At 35.2% G+C, this 21,676-nt stretch carries 22 protein-coding genes; 12 read left to right on the forward strand and 10 right to left on the reverse strand.

Annotation, left to right across the window (positions count from 1 at the left end):
• Positions 1-750 (reverse strand): enoyl-CoA hydratase/isomerase family protein, encoded by a 750-nt coding sequence (locus tag IE051_RS16330; RefSeq protein ID WP_189362484.1) that lies wholly within the window; start codon positions 748-750, stop codon positions 1-3.
• A 117-nt stretch (positions 751-867) separates the two neighbouring features.
• On the opposite strand from IE051_RS16330, the gene IE051_RS16335 reads away from it, so the two are divergent.
• Complete coding sequence (locus tag IE051_RS16335) at positions 868-1,173, forward strand: rhodanese-like domain-containing protein (protein ID WP_189362485.1); 306 nt, start codon at positions 868-870, stop codon at positions 1,171-1,173.
• Here the strand turns inward: IE051_RS16335 and IE051_RS16340 are convergent.
• The 3 genes from IE051_RS16340 to alaS form a co-directional block, all read right to left on the reverse strand.
• Positions 1,168-1,782: a DUF4230 domain-containing protein gene (locus IE051_RS16340; protein ID WP_189362486.1), complete on the reverse strand. Its 615-nt coding sequence runs from the start codon at positions 1,780-1,782 to the stop codon at positions 1,168-1,170. The genes IE051_RS16335 and IE051_RS16340 overlap by 6 nt on opposite strands.
• A 499-nt stretch (positions 1,783-2,281) precedes the next feature.
• Entirely contained in the window at positions 2,282-3,247 is a 966-nt protein-coding gene (locus tag IE051_RS16345; RefSeq protein ID WP_189362487.1) for a GSCFA domain-containing protein, read from the reverse strand.
• Complete coding sequence (gene alaS / locus IE051_RS16350) at positions 3,248-5,863, reverse strand: alanine--tRNA ligase (RefSeq protein ID WP_189362488.1); 2,616 nt, start codon at positions 5,861-5,863, stop codon at positions 3,248-3,250.
• 222 nt (positions 5,864-6,085) lie between these two features.
• Here alaS and IE051_RS16355 point away from each other — a divergent pair, with 222 nt between their 5' ends.
• The 5 genes from IE051_RS16355 (at position 6,086) to IE051_RS16375 (ending at position 9,343) form a co-directional block, all read left to right on the forward strand.
• Complete coding sequence (locus tag IE051_RS16355; protein WP_189362489.1) at positions 6,086-7,057, forward strand: M23 family metallopeptidase; 972 nt, start codon at positions 6,086-6,088, stop codon at positions 7,055-7,057.
• A complete protein-coding gene (locus IE051_RS16360) occupies positions 7,057-7,386 on the forward strand; it encodes a MerR family transcriptional regulator (protein ID WP_189362490.1) in 330 nt (109 codons plus the stop codon). The genes IE051_RS16355 and IE051_RS16360 overlap by 1 nt, the downstream gene beginning before the upstream one ends.
• An 85-nt stretch (positions 7,387-7,471) precedes the next feature.
• Positions 7,472-8,059, forward strand: coding sequence for a LemA family protein (locus IE051_RS16365; RefSeq protein ID WP_189362491.1), 588 nt, complete (start codon positions 7,472-7,474; stop codon positions 8,057-8,059).
• Positions 8,059-8,496 (forward strand): TPM domain-containing protein, encoded by a 438-nt coding sequence (locus IE051_RS16370; RefSeq protein ID WP_189362492.1) that lies wholly within the window; start codon positions 8,059-8,061, stop codon positions 8,494-8,496. The genes IE051_RS16365 and IE051_RS16370 overlap by 1 nt, the downstream gene beginning before the upstream one ends.
• A gap of 7 nt (positions 8,497-8,503) precedes the next feature.
• Entirely contained in the window at positions 8,504-9,343 is an 840-nt protein-coding gene (locus IE051_RS16375) for a TPM domain-containing protein (RefSeq protein WP_229796846.1), read from the forward strand.
• A 20-nt stretch (positions 9,344-9,363) separates the two neighbouring features.
• Here the strand turns inward: IE051_RS16375 and IE051_RS16380 are convergent, their stop codons facing one another.
• Positions 9,364-10,554, reverse strand: a complete 1,191-nt coding sequence (locus IE051_RS16380) for a DUF6786 family protein (RefSeq protein ID WP_189362494.1) — start codon at positions 10,552-10,554, stop codon at positions 9,364-9,366.
• Positions 10,555-10,618: 64 nt separating this feature from the next.
• Complete coding sequence (gene der / locus IE051_RS16385; RefSeq protein WP_189362495.1) at positions 10,619-11,923, reverse strand: ribosome biogenesis GTPase Der; 1,305 nt, start codon at positions 11,921-11,923, stop codon at positions 10,619-10,621.
• Between the two features lie 165 nt (positions 11,924-12,088).
• Here der and IE051_RS16390 point away from each other — a divergent pair, with 165 nt between their 5' ends.
• On the forward strand, positions 12,089-12,601 hold the full coding sequence (locus tag IE051_RS16390; protein WP_189362496.1) for a GTP-binding protein: 513 nt from the start codon (positions 12,089-12,091) through the stop codon (positions 12,599-12,601).
• Positions 12,602-12,665: 64 nt separating this feature from the next.
• On the opposite strand, the gene era is transcribed toward IE051_RS16390, so the two are convergent.
• The 4 genes from era to IE051_RS16410 all read right to left on the reverse strand — a co-directional run bounded on the left by era (position 12,666) and on the right by IE051_RS16410 (position 16,321).
• A complete protein-coding gene (era, locus tag IE051_RS16395) occupies positions 12,666-13,547 on the reverse strand; it encodes a GTPase Era (RefSeq protein WP_189362497.1) in 882 nt (293 codons plus the stop codon).
• 124 nt (positions 13,548-13,671) lie between these two features.
• On the reverse strand, positions 13,672-14,373 hold the full coding sequence (gene bamJ, locus IE051_RS16400) for a BamJ family beta-barrel-assembly machinery protein (protein WP_229796847.1): 702 nt from the start codon (positions 14,371-14,373) through the stop codon (positions 13,672-13,674).
• Positions 14,374-14,517: 144 nt separating this feature from the next.
• Positions 14,518-15,186, reverse strand: a complete 669-nt coding sequence (locus tag IE051_RS16405; RefSeq protein ID WP_189362498.1) for a bifunctional 4-hydroxy-2-oxoglutarate aldolase/2-dehydro-3-deoxy-phosphogluconate aldolase — start codon at positions 15,184-15,186, stop codon at positions 14,518-14,520.
• 88 nt (positions 15,187-15,274) lie between these two features.
• A complete protein-coding gene (locus IE051_RS16410; protein ID WP_189362499.1) occupies positions 15,275-16,321 on the reverse strand; it encodes a sugar kinase in 1,047 nt (348 codons plus the stop codon).
• Between the two features lie 155 nt (positions 16,322-16,476).
• Here IE051_RS16410 and IE051_RS16415 point away from each other — a divergent pair, with 155 nt between their 5' ends.
• From IE051_RS16415 to IE051_RS16435, 5 genes are all read left to right on the forward strand, one after another.
• Positions 16,477-17,505, forward strand: a complete 1,029-nt coding sequence (locus tag IE051_RS16415; protein WP_189362500.1) for a LacI family DNA-binding transcriptional regulator — start codon at positions 16,477-16,479, stop codon at positions 17,503-17,505.
• Positions 17,506-17,821: 316 nt separating this feature from the next.
• Positions 17,822-18,844 carry a S1C family serine protease gene (locus IE051_RS16420; RefSeq protein ID WP_189362501.1) on the forward strand — a complete coding sequence of 341 codons (1,023 nt, stop codon included), beginning with the start codon at positions 17,822-17,824 and terminating at the stop codon, positions 18,842-18,844.
• A 12-nt stretch (positions 18,845-18,856) separates the two neighbouring features.
• A complete protein-coding gene (locus IE051_RS16425) occupies positions 18,857-19,618 on the forward strand; it encodes a porin family protein (RefSeq protein WP_189362502.1) in 762 nt (253 codons plus the stop codon).
• A gap of 216 nt (positions 19,619-19,834) precedes the next feature.
• The gene (locus IE051_RS16430; protein ID WP_189362503.1) at positions 19,835-20,521 is read left to right on the forward strand and encodes a hypothetical protein; all 687 of its coding nucleotides are present in this window, start codon (positions 19,835-19,837) and stop codon (positions 20,519-20,521) included.
• Between the two features lie 132 nt (positions 20,522-20,653).
• A complete protein-coding gene (locus IE051_RS16435; RefSeq protein ID WP_229796848.1) occupies positions 20,654-21,589 on the forward strand; it encodes a transporter in 936 nt (311 codons plus the stop codon).
• The last annotated feature ends 87 nt before the right edge of the window (positions 21,590-21,676 follow it).

Consider the following 21,676-nt stretch of genomic DNA (forward strand, 5'->3'; position numbering starts at 1 on the left):
TTATCTGAAACGCTTCAAGGTGTTTTTTGTAAATGCACTCAACACGAGTTTACCGCTCATTTTAGCACGCTCATCTAACAACACATCCCAATGTGCTGTATCCTTCCAAAAGACACTTTTCATAGCTTTCAAAGCTTCTGGATTATAACCGGCTAATCGTTCTGCAAAAACTTTAACCGCTTCGTCTAAAGCTTCAATGGTTTCAAAAACTTCTGCATACAAGCCTTTGTCTTTTGCAAAATCAGCCGAAAAGAAAGTTTCGGCATCTAAGGTCATCTGCGACATGGCTGTAGTCCCAATTTTTCTAGATACCACGGGTTCAATCACAAAAGGTCCAATACCAATACTTAATTCGCTCAATCTAATAGAAGCGTATTTTGTTGCCATACAATAATCAGTAGCCGCGGCAAGACCAACACCGCCCCCAACAGTTTTCCCCTGCACGCGCCCTATTATTAATTTAGGGCATTGACGCATGGCATTAATCACATTAGCAAATCCAGAAAAAAAAGCTTTCCCCATCGTTTCATCTTCTATAGCAATAACTTCATTAAAACTGGCGCCGGCACAAAATGTTCTGTCCCCGCCACTTTTAAGCACAATAACTTGTATTGTTTCGTTTTGTCCCGCTTCTGTAATGGTTTGAGCTAGCAATGTTAATATACCACTTGGCATTGCGTTTCTACTGGGGTGAAAAAAAACAATATAACCTACATTATTTTCTATACTTAAGGTGACGAAAGGTTCCATATATTCTGGTAGAATTAATAAAAGTGAATATACAAAAATTTACAAACCGGACATTAAAGTAACTCAAGTTACAGACGAAACTAAATAGTTTATTGTTCTTTGTAAAAAAATAATAAAATGGGACTACTCGATTTTCTTTTTGGGAATAAAACAGATGACATAAAATCCTTTCAACAAGCGGGGGCTATCATTATTGATGTGCGTACCCCAGGAGAGTATAAGCAAGGGGCAATCAAAGGCTCTAAGAACATACCACTGCAAAACATTAAGTCCAATATTAAAGACATACAACAGCTAAACAAACCTGTAATAACATGTTGTGCCAGTGGTATGCGCTCAGCAAATGCTGCATCCATTTTAAATGCTAACGGCATACAAGCGCTTAATGGTGGTGGTTGGACCAATTTAAAAAATAAGTTATAATTTTAAACGGTTCATATCATCCATAGTAGTGATTGAAGCGTCATTGTACTTTAGAGTCCAGCCTAAAGAATTTGTTAGAATATAAAATTTAGATAATTCACTGATTAATCTATTTCTGGCATTATGCTTTAAATCTGAATTTTCAATTTTCTTACTCAGTGAAGCCTTGACTATCTTTTTAATGGCATTATAATCCTTGGCTTCAAAAGGATTAAAAAAATCAGCTTGAATATCATAATACTCAAAATCAGGACTTATTCGTATTTCCTCATCTGGAATCGTTACAATAGTTAGTGTTTTAGAAACCTCATCGACTTCAAACTCAATTTCCCCTAAATCATAAGCAATAGTAACATCAGCATTTACCACAACTAATGCCTTCTTTTCCGAGGTAAAATAATCACCAAATACCTCTTTAGAATTTTTATAATTGAAAACTTCACTAAAATGCCCTTCAGTGACTATGAGCTTTCCAACATTATTAATTTGTTTTTGAATGAGCGCGGAGTTTTCCTGTAGTACTAATTGATCCTTTTTCTGTTCTTCACAGTATTTAAAAGAAAACAGGAGAATTAAAGTGATAATAACACCAAAGAGGATTTTTCGCATGTAGCAATTTAAAAATAATTTCCGGCTTTAGTTTACTTTTTGATATAAAACAAAAAAACATCAGTTTCTCCGACATAAGGAGCCTAACCAATGTATTTATGACATTTAAACTTACACTACAAATGTAAACCAGAAAACTTATTCTGATATTACTACAATGTTAAACTAAGATTAAAACTACGTCTTCTCTATGTATTTTGAATACCTGGGTATAATCCATGCTTAAAACTAAAAAAAGCACCCTTTGTAAACCCTTTTATTGATTTTCACAAATGATGCTTTTGATACAAATTGATTAATAGCCCGATGAAATTACAATTATCCACAATACAATTGTTAATTATTCGACAAACTGCATTAAAACGAGATAAACCGCAACACTCTAAAAACCAACACTATAAGAAATAATTGATAAAATCAAGCACCTAAAAAGTGTAGCACATTATAGCCTAGCCATAAATTTAACAGACAAAATAACTATCTATTTATTTAAAAATAATTAGAAAACTATATGCGGATATTGTATTTGCAGTTCTTGAATTTGAGTATTCAAATGCTTAAGAAACTTTTTATTAGCTAATGAATTGGCATTAAATGGCTTATGCTTTAACCCTTTCTGAATAGTCTCAACTTTCTTTAAAGTATTTGTTGAAGTATCAGAACACCAAACCCACTTAAATTTCTCCCAAATATAATTTATCGCTAATGCATTGGGATGAATCATATCGTCATTATAAAATCTATAATCCCTGAGTTCATCCATGAGCAGCTCATAAGATGGGAAATAAAACAAACTTTGACTTGCAGTCAACTTATTAGCATTTAGCAAACCATGTATTGCAGCAATTAAATGCGACTTGCTTTGCGTGTTTTCAACAAAGCCATCTTTCAAATGCCTTACTGGCGACACCGTAAAAATTATGGCGGCATGGGGATTAGCCTTTTGTATTAAATCGATAATATTATTTAATACCATTACAATGTCCTCCACGGATAACAAAACCTTATCAAATTGCTTCTGCGGTATTTTGTGGCAATTAGCAACATGTTGGTTGAACACCTTAAACACATAAGCCCATGCTGTTCCAAGAGTTATAATGACATGAGAAGATGTCTTAAGCTGTTGATGTGTTATTTGAACTTGTCTATTCAATTGGATCAACAAATCTTCTTTTGATGCATTGCTCAATTTTGAATGTGCATCAAAGCAATGCCATTGCTCATTATGAAAAATAACATCTTTTTCTAAATACGTTCTACCGGAAACGGCACTATGAATAAGTGTTTCAATAGCCTTTGGATGGAATAATACACCAAAAGGATTCTGAACATTTTGAAACTTATAATAATCTAACTTCGCTCCAATATTATCTGAAAAGCAAGACCCTATTAATAATACATTAGATGTGTAGTCTATTTGATGTTCTAACTGCTTCTCTAATGGTATTTTGGTTTGTAATTCCAATTATGAAATATATTCTTTTGCCTTTTTTAAGGCATCATTAATTCCAGCCGGATGCTTTCCTCCTGCAGTTGCGAAAAATGGCTGTCCGCCGCCACCGCCTTGAATAAACTTTCCTAATTCCCTAACCACTTGACCTGCATTTAATCCTTTTTCAGCAACAAGACCTTTAGATATATAACAAGACAATAAGGCCTTACCATTTTGTTCCGTAGCAAATAGTAAGAATAAATTGTCAAACTGACTTCCTAATTCAAAAGCCAGATTTTTTAAACCTGCGGCATCTAAATCTAATTTCTTGGCTAAAAACTGAACCCCGTTTACATCTAATAGTTCATTCTTAAGTTCTGCTTTTATATTCTTGGCTTTGTCTTTTAATAAGACTTCTATTTGTTTCTTAAGTGCCGAATTTTCTTCTTGCAAACTATGTAAGGCTTTCACAGGTTCCTTGGCATTGTTTAACATGTCTTTCATTTCAAAATAAGCGCGATTATTTTCAAAATAAAAATCTTTTACAGCATCGTTGGTAATGGCCTCTATACGCCTTATTCCGGCTGCAACAGCACCTTCAGACACAATTTTAAAATGCCATATATCAGATGTATTACTAACATGGGTACCACCACAAAGTTCAACCGACTGCCCGAAACGGATTGTACGAACTGTATCCCCATACTTTTCTCCAAATAAACTCATGGCACCTTCTGCCATAGCTTCCTCCTTAGGAACATTTCGTTTTTCTTCTAAAGGCAACTTCCCTTCGATTCTTCGATTTACAAAATTTTCAACATCACGTAACTCTTCAACCGATAATTTCGAAAAATGAGAAAAATCAAAACGCAAATATTTAGAATGTACAGCACTACCTTTTTGTTCTACATGTGTCCCTAAAACCTCTCTTAGCGCTTGATGTAGTAAATGTGTTGCCGTATGGTTACTCTCAGTTCTAAGACGTTGTTTTGCATCAACCACCGCCCTAAAACTTTCATTTATATGATTAGGTAAGTTTTTAACAAAATGAATAATCAGATTATTTTCCTTTTTGGAATCTATAATGTAAATCACATCACCATGAGCATCTTCCAAATACCCTTTATCGCCAACTTGTCCTCCACCTTCTGCATAAAAGGGCGTTACATTGAACACCAATTGATATAAATCACCATCCTTCTTTGAACTAACCTTTCTGAATCGCGTTATTTTTACTTGAGCTTCCAGAGTATCATAACCCACAAAACCTTCTTCTGTATCTTCAGTTAATATGGTCCAATCATCCGTTGACATTTCACTTGCCGCGCGCGATCGCTTTTTCTGCTTCTCTAGTTCTTCATTAAAACCTTTTTCATCAAGCTTTAAATCTTTTTCAGAAAGTATTAGTGCCGTTAAGTCTATTGGAAATCCATAAGTATCATATAACTCGAATGCCTTTTCTCCAGAAACAACATTGCCTTTTGTTTCATCTACCATCTTATTTAATAGCACTAAACCTTGATCTAAGGTTCTTAAAAAAGATTGTTCTTCTTCTTTTATAACATTTTCTATGAGCTGTTTTTGAGCTTTCAATTCAGGAAACGCAGTCCCCATTCTTTTGCTCAATACATCCACAAGTCTATAAATAAAAGCCTCTTTCTTATCTAAAAAAGTAAAACCATAGCGAATAGCCCGACGCAAAATTCTTCTTATCACGTACCCCGCACCAGTATTACTAGGCAATTGACCGTCAGCAATAGAAAATGCCACCGCTCTAACATGATCAGAAATGACACGAATAGCAATATCTACTTTGTCAGATTCTCCATATTGTTTGTTTGATATGGTTTCTATTTCTCTAATTAACGGGGTAAACACATCCGTATCATAATTAGATTGCACGCCCTGTAACACCATACACAGGCGTTCAAACCCCATACCTGTATCAATGTGCTTGTTTGGCAAAGGTTCTAAAGTTCCATTGGCTTTGCGATTATACTGCATAAAAACCAAATTCCAAATTTCCACTACATGCGGGTGATCCATATTCACAAGATCCTTACCAGAAACCTTGGCCTTTTCTTCATCAGATCTAATATCAACATGTATTTCACTACAAGGCCCGCAAGGTCCTTGTTCTCCCATTTCCCAGAAATTATCTTTTTTATTTCCTTTTAAAATGCGATCTTCAGAAATATATTGCTTCCAGATATCATAAGCTTCAGTATCGAGACTGAGTTTATCGCCATCATCACTCCCTTCAAAAACAGTAACGTATAAAATATCTTTATCAATACCATACACTTCTGTAAGTAACTCCCATGCCCAAGCTATGGCCTCTTTTTTAAAGTAATCACCAAAACTCCAATTGCCCAGCATCTCAAACAAGGTGTGATGGTAGGTATCATAGCCCACCTCTTCCAAATCATTATGCTTACCAGAAACGCGCAAACATTTTTGACTGTCCGCTATCCTTGTATTCTTAGGCTCCCCATGACCTAAAAAATACTCTTTAAAAGGTGCCATACCAGAATTTACAAACATCAAGGTAGGATCATCTTTTAAAACCATAGGTGCAGATGGTAATATGCTATGTTTCTTTTCTTCAAAAAAACTTAAAAATGTGGAGCGAATTTCTTGTGATTTCATGTATTGTTCTTAAAATCTTGCTTCATATAATTATCCATTTATGCGAAACAATTTTTATATTTACGGTACAAATTTATTTTAAATTTTGGATAGCGTAAACCTATAACGCAAATATTATCGAAAAACAGGATAATATTATTTGATAAAGCTTGTCTGTTTACTTACTAAATTGAAGATATTTGCAATCTTTAATTTTACAGCAAAAATAGTATAAATTAGGAAATGAGTAAGTTAAAATATTATTACGATTCTGACACCCTTTCATACAGGAAAATTGAGCGCAAAAAGCGTACGACATTCAAGTATGCATTAATCTTCCTGTCGGCTGCCGCCTTTTTTGCTTTTATCTTTGTTTTCATTGGTAGTCAATACATTGAATCCCCAAAAGAACGCACCTTAAAAAGAGAATTACAAAATGCCCTACTTCAGTTTGAATTGCTTAACAAAAAAATGGAGCATGCAGAGGCTGTATTAGAAAACATTGCCGACAGAGACAATAATATTTATCGCGTGTATTTTGAAGCGAATCCTATTCCTGACGAACAACGCAGAGCGGGTTTTGGCGGGATTAATCGCTATAAAAACTTAGAGGGTTATGATAATACCAGATTAATTGTTGAAAGCAATAGACGCCTAGACATATTGCAAAAACAAATTGTAGTGCAATCTAAATCTTTAGACGAAATAGCTACTCTTGCTGAAGAAAAGGAGAAACTATTAGCAGCCATACCAGCTATTCAACCGGTTAGTAATGCCGACTTAACCCGAATGGCTTCTGGTTACGGCATGCGCTCAGATCCCTTTACCAAAGTGAGGAAGATGCACAAAGGCATGGATTTTAGCGCACCTAGAGGCACCCCTATTTACGCAAGTGGAGACGGTATTGTGACCAGAGCTGATTCCCGATCTACTGGTTATGGTAAACATATTAGAATAGATCACGGTTATGGCTATACCAGCCTCTATGCCCACCTCTACAAGTACAATGTGAGAAGAAACCAAAAAGTAAAACGCGGTGATTTAATTGGTTTTGTAGGAAGCACAGGGCGCTCCCAAGCCCCGCATTTACATTACGAAATACGTAAAGACAAAAGAGCTATTAATCCAATAAATTTCTATTACGGAAGTTTAACGGCCGAAGAGTTTAACAAATTATTGGAGCACGCAACATTAGAAAACCAATCTTTAGACTAATGCATATAGACTTACCCGAAAGAAGATATTATGCCATAGGCGAAGTTGCCAAGGCATTTGATGTAAACACCTCTTTGATACGTTTTTGGGAAAAGGAATTTGATGTTTTAAAACCAAAAAAAAACGCTAAGGGCAATAGAAAGTTCACCCCAGAAGATATCAAAAATTTAAAATTGATTTTTCATTTAGTTAAGGAGCGCGGTTTTACTCTTGAAGGGGCTAAAATTCATTTAAAAGAAGGCAAAAAAGAAACCCTTAGTAATTTTGAAATCATAAGTAAACTTGAAGATATAAGGAATCAACTCACCAAAATAAAAGAACACCTTTAGAAATATCTTTTATTAGATGTAACTTTATTGGTCGCATTGAGACCTACTAATTAGTAATTAACATATTATATTAAACAAACTTATCATGAAGAAATTTTTACCATGGATTATTGTAGCTATTGTAGTTTTTGGAATTTACTCTTGGGCTAAAGGATTTAATAATACAGCTGTAGAATACGAAGCCAATGCTAAAACAGCGTGGTCTAATGTGGAAAGCGCTTACCAAAGAAGAGCTGATTTAATCCCGAATTTAGTATCTACGGTAAAAGGGTATGCGGCACATGAAAAAGAAACCTTAGAAGGGGTTATCAAAGCCCGCTCTGAAGCTACAAAAACAACCATTGACGCCAATGATTTAACGCCAGAAAAAATGGCGCAATTTCAACAGGCACAACAAGGGTTAAGTGGTGCTTTATCAAAATTATTAGTAACTGTAGAACGCTATCCTGAATTAAAGGCAGACAAAAGATTTGGAGAACTACAATCTCAACTTGAGAGTACAGAAAATAGAATTAACGTAGAACGAAATAGATACAATGAAGAAGTTAACACCTACGATATATTCACAACAAAGTTTCCAGGAAAACTCTTAGCTGGCTTATTTGGATTTGAAGAAATGGCCCGATTTAAAAGTGCCCCAGGTAGTGAAAACGCTCCTAAAGTTGAATTCTAATGTCAAAAACAGAAGATTTCCTAAGTAAAGAAGAAGAGCAAGAAATTATTGAAGCCATTAGATTGGCCGAACTCAATACCTCCGGAGAAATCCGTGTTCACCTAGAAAAGACTGCAAATGGCGATGCCACTCCCAGAGCTCTAGAATTATTCCATACGCTAAAAATGGATAATACGAAACGTAAGAATGGTGTTTTAATTTATGTGGCTGTAGCCGATAAAACCTTCGTGATTTATGGGGATGAAGGCATCAATAACCTTGTTGAAAATGATTTTTGGGATTGTACCAAAGATCTCATGCAATCACATTTTAAAAAAGGTGAATTTAAAAAAGGCTTAGTGGAAGGTATATTAAGATCAGGAGATAGACTAAAAAAGTATTTCCCCTATACTGATGATGACACTAATGAACTTTCAAACGAAATCTCTAAAGGGTAACATATATATGCAGTGTTCATTAATCAGTAAGTATTTCATTAGAAAAAATAAAAGCACCTTTTTGTTTTTATTTTTAAGCCTTTGCGCTCTAAATATTGCTTTTGCCCAATTTAAAATCCCAGAAAAACCTGAATTTCAAACTAGTGTTTATGATTATGTAAATGCGTTAACGCCTAATGAAAAAAGCAACTTAGAACAAAAACTTATTAAGTACTCTGATACGACCTCAACGCAAATAGTCATAGCAATAATTAATTCTACTGAAGGTGAGAACATTAATTATCTAGGAGCACAGTGGGGACAACAATGGGGAATTGGGCAAGCCAAGGAAGACAATGGTATTTTGATCTTGTTAGCCAAAGGTGATAGAAGAATTGCAATAAATACAGGCTATGGCATTGAACACTTATTAACTGATGCGCTGTCAAAACGTATCATTGAACGCGATATTATTCCCTTTTTCAAACGAAATGATTACCCTGGCGGTTTAAATCGCGGCGCTGATGCTATTTTTGAAGTACTACAAGGCGAATACAAAGGCAGTAGAAAAAAAGGTAATCAGGAAGAGTTTCCTGTAGGTTTTATTTTTTTCCTAATCATTATATTCATCATCATCATTATTTCAATATCAAAAAATAAGCGTGGCGGCGGTGGCAATGGAGGAAGACGCGGCGGCGGTTTTGATATTTGGGATGCTATTATTTTAAGCAATATGGGCCGTGGTAATTATCGCGGAGGCTCTAGTGGCTGGGGCGGAAGTTCAGGCGGAAGTTTTGGTGGCGGCGGCTTCGGTGGTGGCTTTGGCGGCGGCGGCTTTGGCGGTGGTGGTGCTTCTGGGGGTTGGTAGATTTAAAATTAAAAAAAAACTTAAGGCAACGCGTTTTCCACAACATCCAAATTAACACCAAATACAGCGACAGAAATCTTGTTCAATTCTGCCTTAGAACCTTCAAAATGATACGTTTCATGCACATGCGTTAAACTTTCTCCAACTTTAAGCGCTTTTGCTGGTGATGATGTTTCCAATTCGTAAAACGGACCAAATGGTCCAATATCTCCCCAAGTGCCATCATTAAAAATATTAATCACATCTCCTTTATAGGGCGCTGTATTATCTGGAACAGCATTTACATAATCTTGCTCCCCTGTAAAGCTAAACCTAACAACGGTTAGCAAATTTAACTCGGGACTATAACTCCCAAAATAAGGCAAGGTATTTTCAGGAGGTGTACCAATTTTATTTAAATATTCAGCATCTGCTTTATAAAACAATGTATTATTCTCTATTTTAATTCTGGTACTATCTATAGACGTAAAATAAACCGTAGCTTGATTAACTTCGCCTTTTAGTGGAATAACCGCGGTTGTGTTGGGAGTAGGTTCCATACAGCCTAATTCCCACAATGAAATAATGCCCTTCGCTTTAGTCCAATTTTCATTGCCCACATTAATCATTTGGGTTTCTGCACTAAATGCAACGAAATCTACCGCACTATTTAATGATATATTTAAATTTGATGCAATATCCGCTTCACTTAAAAGCTCTATGCTTCGTTTAATATCAACATAAAAATCAAAACCTTTTAAGTTTTTGATATGCATTTTACTTCCTAATGTTACTGCAGATTCCGATTTTTCAAATATGTTAAACGGTAGTGTATCAAGATCTTTAGGAGCTGCCCGAATGACTTCTTTTGTAATTTCATTTACGTCAACAAAGACATTATTTTCCCCTTGATCGGGTCCAAACCAAATTCTACTTGCACCTCCTACACTACTAATATTTTGCAACGCATTATCATTAATAAAAAGATCTTTATTAAACCAACCATAACTAGGTCCAACCAACCCTTTAGAGGTGCTCGCAAATACTCTTCCTTGAAACTCAGAAGACACAATGACTTGTTGCTGCCCCTGTTTTAAAACAATAGGAGTTATATATTGCTTTAGAAATTGTAAATCTTCACCAAAAGCATTTCTTTCTTGATGTTTTTGACAATTAAAATTCATAAGCAATACTAATATTAGAAGTTTTACAGAAAAAAATTCAATACGCATTATCACATCTTTTGATTACTTAAAAATAACCAATAACCTGACAAATTGTTACTTCTTTCTATGATTATTTCTTACGCATATAAACGCTTATGGGAACGCCATTAAACCCAAAACGCTGACGAAGTTTGTTTTCTAAAAATCGTTTATATGGATCTTTCACATATTGCGGTAAGTTACAGAAAAACGCAAACTGTGGCTGAGGTGTTGGCAGCTGCATAATGTACTTTATTTTCACAAATTTACCTTTATATGCCGGAGGTGGGTAACTTTCTATAATAGGCAACAAAACATCATTGAGCTCACTGGTTTTAATTTTTTTACTTCTATTTTTATAGACTTCAACAGCGGTTTCAATAGCTTTAAAAATGCGTTGCTTGGTCAAAGCGGAAATAAAAACAACAGGCACATCGGTAAAAGGTTCCATTTGTTTTTTTATGGCCCGCTCATATTCTTTGACCGATTTATGATCTTTCTCAACCAAATCCCACTTATTAACTAAAACAACAATACCTTTTCTATTGCGTTCTGCTAACCAAAAAATATTTTGAACTTGCCCGTCAAACCCTCTATTAGCATCTAAAACCAACAAACATACATCGGCATGTTCAATAGCTCTAACACTACGCATAACCGAGTAAAATTCTAAATCTTCTTTAACCTTTGACTTTCTTCTTATTCCAGCAGTATCTACCAAATTAAACTCAAAACCAAAACGATTATATTTAGTATCAATGGAATCTCTTGTAGTTCCAGCAATATCTGTAACAATATATCGGTCTTCACCAATAAGTGCATTAATAAACGACGATTTTCCAGCATTAGGACGTCCAACAACGGCAAAACGCGGAAGATCTTCTTCTATGACCTCTTCCTTTTCTGGCAAAGCTTCGATCAAAGCATCTAGCAGATCTCCAGTACCACTGCCATTTATACTCGCTATGGTGTAGTACTCCCCTAAACCAAGAGAATAAAACTCTACAGCATCTTCAGCACGCTTACCATTATCAACTTTGTTAACTACTAAAAACACAGGTTTATTAACCCGTCTTAGTAATTTTGCAACATCTTCATCCATTCCTGTTACACCAGACTCTACATCAACCATAAAAATAATGGCATCGGCCTCATCAATGGCTAATTCCACTTGTCGGTCTATTTCAGCTTCAAAAACGTCATCACTTCCTAGCACATACCCTCCGGTGTCAATTAACGAAAACTCCTTCCCATTCCAATCGCTCTTTCCGTAATGCCTATCTCTTGTCACGCCACTTACAGCATCAACAATGGCTTCACGTCTTTGTATTAAACGATTAAAAAATGTTGATTTACCAACATTTGGTCTTCCTACTATGGCTACTATATTACTCATAATCTCAAATTAACTATAACAGGTTAAAACCGATTTACTTAGGACTTCCTGAAAACTTTTGCAAAAATAGGAAATATACTGTATGTCCCATCTTTTTATAGAATAAAGAATAAAATTTATCGGTATCAAAAAAAATAGTATTTTAATAGTCCTTAACTATAACTTATGGCATTATCAAATGATATTGTTTTACGCCCACGATTTAAAATTGAACTAGCACGTTACAATCAAGCTATTTTGAGTGATTTTAGAAATGCAAAAACAACGCAGTCTGAATTTATTATAACTCGGGTGGATGATCATGTTTTTATTAAGTTTCCTAAAGAGAAACAGACCTTTTGGTCTCCCCAACTGCATCTTGAAATTAACAAAGTAGATGACAGCAACAGTATTATTCATGGCTTATTTGGTCCTAACCCTACAGTCTGGACCATGTTTATCTTTCTTCACTTTTTAGTAGCCACAGCCTTTCTCGTATTAGGCGTTTGGGGGTATAGTGAATGGGCATTAGAACAAAACATAGCACTACAAGTCAGTTTAATGGTTCTTATGGTAGTCGTTTGGATAGCCTTATATTTTGCTGGTAGTATAGGCAAAGCATCAACTAAACCAGAAATGCATGCCCTCAATGATTTTATGAACAAAGTCATCTATGAAAAAAAAGAACCTAGTCTATGAGAATTACGGTTACTTTTTCAATCTTAAATATGTAGAAACCTTCTAAAAACACTTAAGTCCATTCTTAGTTGTTATAACCAAAGCGTTTTAATTGATTTTGATTACTGCGCCAATTTTTATTGACTTTTACATATAATTCAATATGAATTTGTTTTCCGAAGAAGGCTTCAAGATCCTTTCGTGCTTCCATTCCAACACGTTTTAAAGCACTTCCTTTATGACCAATAATTATACCTTTTTGGGTGTCGCGTTCTACCATGATAACTGAACGTACTCGAATGATTTTTTCTTCTTCAAAAAACTCTTCAGTATCTACTTCAACAGCATAAGGTATTTCTTTTTTATAGTGCATTAGAATCTTTTCTCTAATGGTTTCGTTTATAAAAAAGCGTTCTGGCTTATCTGTCAACTGATCTTTAGGGTAAAACGGAGGAGAATCGGGAAGTAATTCTATAATACGATTAAACACCTCCTTCACATTAAAACCTTCGAGAGCTGAAACTGGATAAATTTCAGCATTGGGCACCTTTTCAGACCAAACTTGCACTTGCTTTTCCAACTGTTCTTGATCGGACTTATCAATTTTATTTAACAACAATAAAACAGGAATTTTAGAGTTGGTGATTTTCTTAAAAAAGGCTTCGTCTTTTAAGGCCTGCTCTCCAATTTCTACCATGTAAATGAGTACGTCAGCATCTTCGAAAGCCGATTTCACAAATCCCATCATAGATTCTTGAAGTTCATAAGCTGGTTTTATAATACCAGGAGTATCACTTAAAACCACCTGAAAATCTTCACCATTAACAATGCCTAAGATACGATGCCTTGTGGTTTGCGCTTTTGAAGTAATTATAGATAACTTCTCACCTACAAAGGCATTCATTAATGTCGATTTACCGACATTAGGATTACCAATAATATTTACAAAACCTGCTTTATGACTCATTTAACCTTTAATTTAAGATGCTGCAAAGTTACAACTTGATTGTTTATTCCAATGGAAATATCAGAAACAAAAAAAACGCAGAAAGAGAACTTCCTGCGTTTTTTTAAAACTATTTTTATAAAACTTAGTTTATTTCTAACAACTCAACATCAAAAATTAAAGTTGCATATGGCTTAATTGCCCCTCCCGGTCTTGGGTTAGCACCGTATGCCAATTCTTGAGGAATAAAAAATTTGTACTTAGAACCAAGTGGCATTAATTGCAACCCTTCTGTCCATCCTTTAATTACTTGAGTAACACCAAACTCAGCTGGCTCCCCTCTATCTACTGAACTATCAAATACAGTTCCATCAAGTAAAGTACCATGGTAATGTACTTTTACTTTAGAAGTAGTGGTTGGTTTTTCTCCAGATCCTTCTTTTAAAACGATATATTGTAAACCGCTTTCAGTAGTTTGAACACCTTCTTTAGACTTATTAGCTTCTAAGAAAGCAACACCCTCTACTCTATTAGCTTCACCTTGAGCTTGAGCCTCTTCAGCCATCTTTTTCTGTTTCTTTTGGAAATACGCTTGTACTACTTTTTGAGCATCAGCCTGTTCTAGAAGTACATCACTTGAATCAGAAGCATTTATAAAACCTTGAATAAATAAATCACTATCAAATTCATCAAAACTATTTTTCACATTTCTAGCGACATCTAATCCGATAGCATAGCTAACAGAATCTAACTCAGTTTTCAATGGTTTTTTGGTAACACCATTTTTATTACATGATACAACTAGTAAAACTAGTGTTACTAGACTTAAAAATTTCATTATTCTCATTATTACATATTTTTTTATACGAGGCCAAATGTAACAAAATAAAATTCAGCAGAAAAATAGAAAGCTAAAGTTTTATTTGACACTGTTTTCCATAAAAAAAGGCTGCCTTGAAGCAGCCTTTTTCTAAACTATAATTTATAGTAATTATTTTCTAACAGCCTTTACTATAGCTAAGGCAGCCTTAACATCTGACTCTAATTTTGCATAATCTTTATTAGCAATAATCTCTTTTGAAATTAACTTAGACCCCATTCCTACGCAAGTTACACCTGCATCAAACCAACCTTTTAGGTTTTCTTCTGTAGGAGACACGCCTCCTGTAGGCATAATACTAGTCCATGGTTGAGGGCCTTTAATACCTTTCACAAATTGTGGTCCGTAAATATCCCCAGGGAATAATTTTACAATTTCACACCCAAGCTCTTCTGCTCTAGCAATTTCAGTTAAAGTACCACATCCAGGAGACCATAATACTTTTTTACGATTACATGCAATAGCAATATCTTCTCTCAATACTGGTGTCACTATAAAATTAGCACCTAAAGCCATATATAAAGACGCAGCTGCACCATCAGTAACAGAACCAACACCCATAATCATGCCTGGTAATTCGGCAATAGCATATTTAGTTAATTCTCCAAAAACTTCATGAGCGAAATCGCCACGTGCTGTAAATTCCATTAAACGCGCACCACCATCATAGCATGCCTTTAATACCTTTTTACTCAACTCTATATCATTGTTAAAAAACAAAGGAATCATCCCTGTTTCTTTCATAGCCTGTGCTACTTCTAATCTTGAAAATTGTGCCATCTTAAAAATGTTTAATTGTTTAGTTGTGTATTTGTTTATCTGTTAAATCCATTAAATGATTTAACAGATAAACGCATAACCATATATATTATCTAGCAACACGTCCTGACGCATCACCTCCCATTAATTTTTCTACTTCAGCTACAGTAACTAAGTTAGCATCACCTTTAATGGTATGTTTTAAACAAGATGCAGCTACAGCAAAGTCTAATGCATTTTGATCATCTTCTGGGTAAGTAAGTAATCCGTAGATTAAACCTCCCATAAATGAATCACCACCACCTACTCTATCTACAATATCAGTAATTTGGTATTGACGTGTTTGTAACATTTCTTTCCCATCATATAAAACACCAGCCCATGTATTATGCGATGCAGAAATAGAACCTCTTAAGGTAGTAATTACCTTTTTAGCTCTTGGGAATTTTTCCATCATTTGTTGACAAACTGATAAGAAAGCTTCCGCTTTTACATTATGTCCAGCAGTTTGAACAGCTGCACCTTCAGGCTTAATTCCGAAATGCATTTCTGCATCCTCTTCGTTACCTAAAACAACATCACAATAAGACGTTAACTCTGTCATTACAGCTTCTCTATGAGCATCATCACAATACTTCCATAACTTAGCACGGTAGTTCAAATCTGTAGATATCGTAATACCTTTTGCACTAGCCGCTTTTACAGCTTCTAAACAAACATCTGCAGATCCTTGAGAAATTGCTGGCGTAATACCTGTCCAGTGAAACCACTCACAGCCTTCAAAAACAGCATCCCAATCAATCATACCTGATTCAATTTCTGCAATGGCAGAATGCGCTCTGTCGTACACTACTTTTGACCCTCTTGAAACAGCTCCCGTTTCTAAGAAATAAATCCCTAAACGATCACCACCATATACAATCTTATCAACACCAACACCTCTTTTACGCATCTCCATCATGGCACACTCACCAATGTCGTTCTTTGGTAATCGTGTTACAAAATCAACATCAACACCATAATTAGCTAATGATACAGCTACGTTAGACTCTCCTCCACCATAAATAGCATCAAAACTATTTGCTTGTGAAAATCTTAAAAATCCTTGAGGAGCTAATCTTAACATGATTTCTCCAAATGTTACTACTTTACCCATTGTTTTAACTCTTATTTATTAAAATATCCTAGTTGCTTAATCGTTTAAGCAGTTTTTCGCTAAAAAATCAAAACCACTAAAAGTCTCTCGGTTTTGATTATAAAAACTAACGCTGTATATTTGCTTAAACGATTAAGCAAAAATATATAAAAAAATTGAATCACAAAAAGAAAACCACCATAAAAGATATTGCGAACGTTTTAAACATATCTCCAGCGGCGGTTTCTAAAGCGCTTCATGACGATTCTCGCATTAGCGCCAAAACCAAAAAAGCCGTAAGACAGGTTGCCAAAAACTTAAACTATCAGCCAAATCATCTTGCTAGTGCCTTACGAAGTGGAAAAAGTCATTTGGTTGGTGTTATTGTCCCCAGAACAAACAGTAACTTCTTTTCCTCTGTCATCGAAAATATGGAAGCCGTTTTAAATAAAGAAGGCTATAATATCATCATTACGCAATCAAACGAGTCTTACAAAAAAGAATGTGATAGCATTGACACCTTATTATTTACACAAGTAGATGGAATCATTGCCTCGATGGCGAATGAAACCGTTAATCTAAAACATTACGAAAAAATTAAATCTAAAGGTATTCCTTTAATTCTATTTGATCGTGGTGAGAATGACTTGAATGTTGATTATATTGGTATTAATGACTACCATAGCAGCCATATGATCGTGGAACACTTGGTTAAACAGGGCTGTAAACGTATTGCTCACATTGCAGGTTTCAAGCGTACAAGAATTTTTAATAATAGAATAAGAGGTTATGTGGATGCCTTAAAAAAACACGACCTGCCTTTAGATGAAGAACTTCTTATAGAAAGCAACCTTACCATTAAAGATGGTAGAGCTAAAATGACCCAGTTGCTTGAATTACCCAAAAGACCTGACGCCGTTTATGTAGCAGGTGATTACGCCGCTCTGGGTGCTTTGCAGGTGCTGAATGAACAAAACATCAATATGCCCAATGATATTGCTCTCGTTGGTTTTGGCAATGAGCCTTTCACTTCAATGGTAACGCCCTCAATTACAAGTATCGAACAGCACAGTGCAGAAATAGGCAAGCAAGCTGCCAAAACCTTTTTAGAATACACCAAGAAAAAAAGCATCAAACAGCAGCTTAATAAAATTATTTTAGATGCCGAATTAGTTATTAGAGAGTCTTCAAGCCTAAAAAAGTAGCGCATTCATAAATTAGCTGTTTATCCAAAAAAAAACTTCATCAAATAAAAAATCAAATAGTAGCTGAAATATAAATTCTCAGAACATGAAGCTCTAAATACAACGGCGGAGGTTATAAAGCTGTACGAATCCTGCCTAATTTCTAATATAGAAGATTTAGCCCCTTTAAATTTAATGTCAGCCATATTATGACAAAAACTAAAATTTTTAAAGGCAATCTTTTAAAAAGCTTATGAAAAGTCGATTTTCCCACGTATAATTGCCTTTAAAACCAAAGTTAATTATAACTTCGTAAAGTGATATCAAATTATTCAAAATGAAAAAAACGCTACTCTTACCTATTCTCCTTATTTTATTTAGTCCTACTATTCAAGCTCAAGACATTTCTAATATTTACGAAAAAGTGAGTCCTGCTGTTGTTGCCATTTTTACTGAAGAAAACACCATAATTACTGAAAGTTCTAACAATTCACAAACCGTAACTAGTGGTGGTTTGGGATCCGGATTCATGGTCTCTGATCAATTAGTTGTAACGGCTGCCCATGTTGTAAAAGCGCCAAAACGCCTGATGGTTCAATTTGCCGATGGCGAAGTAATTCCGGCCAAAGTAGTATCCTCTTACAAAACTGCGGACATAGCATTAATTGGATTAACAAGAAAAAGAGCCAATGCTGTAACCGTCAAATTTGGGGATTCTGATAAAATGAAAATTGGTCAACAAGTTTTTGTAATTGGCGTACCCTTGGGTGTTGGGTTTTCAATGTCATCGGGCTATGTGAGTGGATTTAGAAGAGAAACCCTAGGAAAAAATCCTTTTACAAATACCGATTTTATTCAAACAGATGCAGCCATTAATCAAGGAAACTCTGGGGGCCCCATGTTTAACCTGAATGGAGAAGTTGTTGGTATTGTAAGTCATATTACCAGTAAAACTGGCGGATCTGATGGAATAGGATTTGCCTCTAGTTCAAATTTGGCCGCTAAATTATTATTGAACAATAAAATGCCTTGGTTTGGTGCTGATTTATACTCTTTAAGTGGAAAAGAAGCTAAAATATTTAACCTTCCTCAGCCTAATGGTTTACTTGTACAACGTGTTGTTGTATCTTCAATTTTTGGAAGAATGGGTATTCGTGAAGGCGACACTGAAGTCTCTATAGGCAAACAAAAACTCATCATGGGAGGTGACATTATTCTTGCCTTTAATGGGATAGAATACAACACTGTAGACGAGACTTTGGTAAAAATAGCGGAGTTTGCAAACAACCTAGATAAAGATACTAAATTCGAAATAACGATATTGAGAGAAGGAAAAATTAAGATCTTAAAATCTAAATAAGCCATTAAATTCATGAAAATACCATATCTCAAAAAATTCCTTGTATTAGGAATTATGCTTTTTTCTATAAACATGCAATCTCAAGTACTTCTATCCCTCATTTTTGGAGATAAGCTGAATTCTGATGGTTTGGAGTTTGGATTAGAAGGAGGCATGAATTTTTCTAGCATATCTAATTTGGAGGGTGACCAACCATTATCAAAATTTAATTTGGGGTTTTATTTTGACATCCGATTAAAAGATCAATGGAATCTCTACACAGGAGTTTTGGTGAAATCTAAGTTAGGTGACAATGACTTATCCCAAAATGATCTTGATTTTTTAGAAATAATACCGGAACCTGAAGACGGTAAATACAGTCAAAACATTGAGTATTTCTTAATTCCTGCTTTGATGAAGTATACCTTTAACAACAGAATATACGCCGAGGCTGGTCCACAAATTGGCTACATGCGTAAGGCCTGGGTTGAGTTTAACTCAGATGTTGGAGGTGTTGAAATAAGAAAGAAATTATCTAACTCAGTTAAACTAAATAAAATTGATGCTGGTTTAGCCTTTGGTGCAGGGTACAGATTACTTCCCAAAAACGGCATGACCGTAGGGGTTAGATACTATTTAGGCCTAGCCAATGTATACAAAGGCGATAATCGTTACAAACATAATAGCTTGTTTTTAAAAGTAAATATTCCTATTGGAGCTAAGAAAGCTAAAGAAAAAGCCGAAGAAAAAGAAAAAGGAATAACAAAAAAAGAGGAATCCTCTGCTAATGAGTAACAAAAAAACAATCGCAAAAAAGCAACTTAGAAGGCGTGATAATCTTAGGGGTAATTAAAGTAATTACTACTTTCTATTTCCTTTACTATTAAAAGCATAAATGGTTAATCTTAAAGGCCTATATACATGTATTTATTTTGAACTCTATGGGTAATGCTATGCTTTGGTTTTATATATTTACCAAAATATCAAAATTGTAATTAACAAAAACTTACTATGAAAAAAACAACGCTTATTGTCGCCGTATTAATGATCATTTTTATAATTCAAAGTTGCGGAGGCGTAAAAGTAGTTACGGCATGGAAGGCTGAAGACTCAATAGTCGATTTGTTTAAGGAGAAAAAAATACTTGTTATTGCTAGAACCACAGATAATCAAGCACGTGTTGCTTTTGAACATGAATTTGCTGACGCCTTACGTAAAGGTGGGCTTCAGGCTATAGAAAGCTATACGCAAGCTCCTCAAATTCACCCAGAAAGAGAAATGACGGAAGAGCGTATGGAATTCATAAGAAGTATTTTAGATAGTGAGGGTTTTAACGCCATCTTGTTAACCGTTGTAAAAGACAAAAAACTTACTGAAACTACTACTGAGAACGGTATTTATATGGGAGCTGGTTATGGTTATGGCTATCCAGGTTATTATGGTGGATTTCACAGTTACTACAGACATCCGTATGCATATGGACCATACTATAGTTCTTTTGGAGGTTACATCCCTACTGGAACCACTACAAGTACAACGACGGAATACGTTTTAGAAACTGTAGCTTATAATCTTGATGAGGCTACTGACAAACAGCTCGTGGCCGTAGTTACTACAGCATTAAAAAACCCAAAAGACGCATATAAAACTGCCGACAAAACTGTTTATAAAATACTAGAAAGTCTGCGAAAAGTATAAAGGACAATAATAATATTGAGCTGTTGGATTACTATAATAAACAAAGGCCATAGCCTTAGAGATCAAGTTAGTATTAAGGCAAACTCATTACTGACTTATTATGTTAGCGTTTTGGATAAACTTAGGCATATAATGACTAAAACAAATACGTATTTAAGAAACATCGCCCTAATAACTGCTTGCTTTGTAAGTTCTATTTTGACTCATAGCGCATTCGCTCAAGACCTTGAACCTAGAAGATGGAACGCCTTACCATTAGGAACGCAGGTTATTGGAGCCGGATATGCCTACACTACGGGAGATGTTTTATTAGATCCTGCGCTAAATCTTGAAGACGCGACGGTCGAAGCACATACTATCATAACGCAATATGTGCGTCCCTTAAAACTAGGAACAAAATTTGCCCGTATTGATGTACGCCTACCTGCCAGTTTTGTGTACTGGCAAGGTATTCTAGATGGTGAATTTGCATCAACCAACCGAAATGGTTTGACAGATTCAAGAATACGATTGTCAGTGAATCTAATTGGACCTCCTGCCTCGGGGCCCAAAGAACTGATGCAATATTTCAAAGAAAACCCGGTAAATACAACTGTTGGAGCTTCAATTGCTGTAACATTACCAACGGGCTTATACCATGCTGATAAATTATTAAACCTAGGACAGAATAGATTTGTCATTAGGCCACAAGTTGGTGTACTACATAATTGGGGGCTATGGTCCTTTGAGTTTACAACATCAGTTATCTTCTTTACAAACAACACCAATTTCTTTGGCGGAAATACAAGATCCCAAAAACCAATGTTGGCCGCTCAAACCCATTTGATAAAACGATTTAACTCTAAAACATGGGCATCATTAAGCGTTGGTACTGGTACGGGTAGTAAATCAACCATCAATAATGAATCTAAAGATGACCGAAGAAATGATGTTCTTGCATCGCTTTCTGCTGGCTATTCCATTTCAAAAAGACAATCTTTAAAGCTGGCTTACATATATTCTAGAACAACCCGCCTCATAGGAAGTAATACCGACTCCATTGCTTTGGGTTGGGCTTTATTACTTTAGGTTTATAAAGTATTCCCATTCTTTTTTTTTTAAAATTTTATAGAAGCTTGAATAAAATCTGCTAACGATATTCGTATCTTTAGCTAT

Origin of the sequence: Algibacter mikhailovii, assembly GCF_014651495.1 — a bacterium.
Lineage (GTDB): Bacteria > Bacteroidota > Bacteroidia > Flavobacteriales > Flavobacteriaceae > Algibacter_E > Algibacter_E mikhailovii.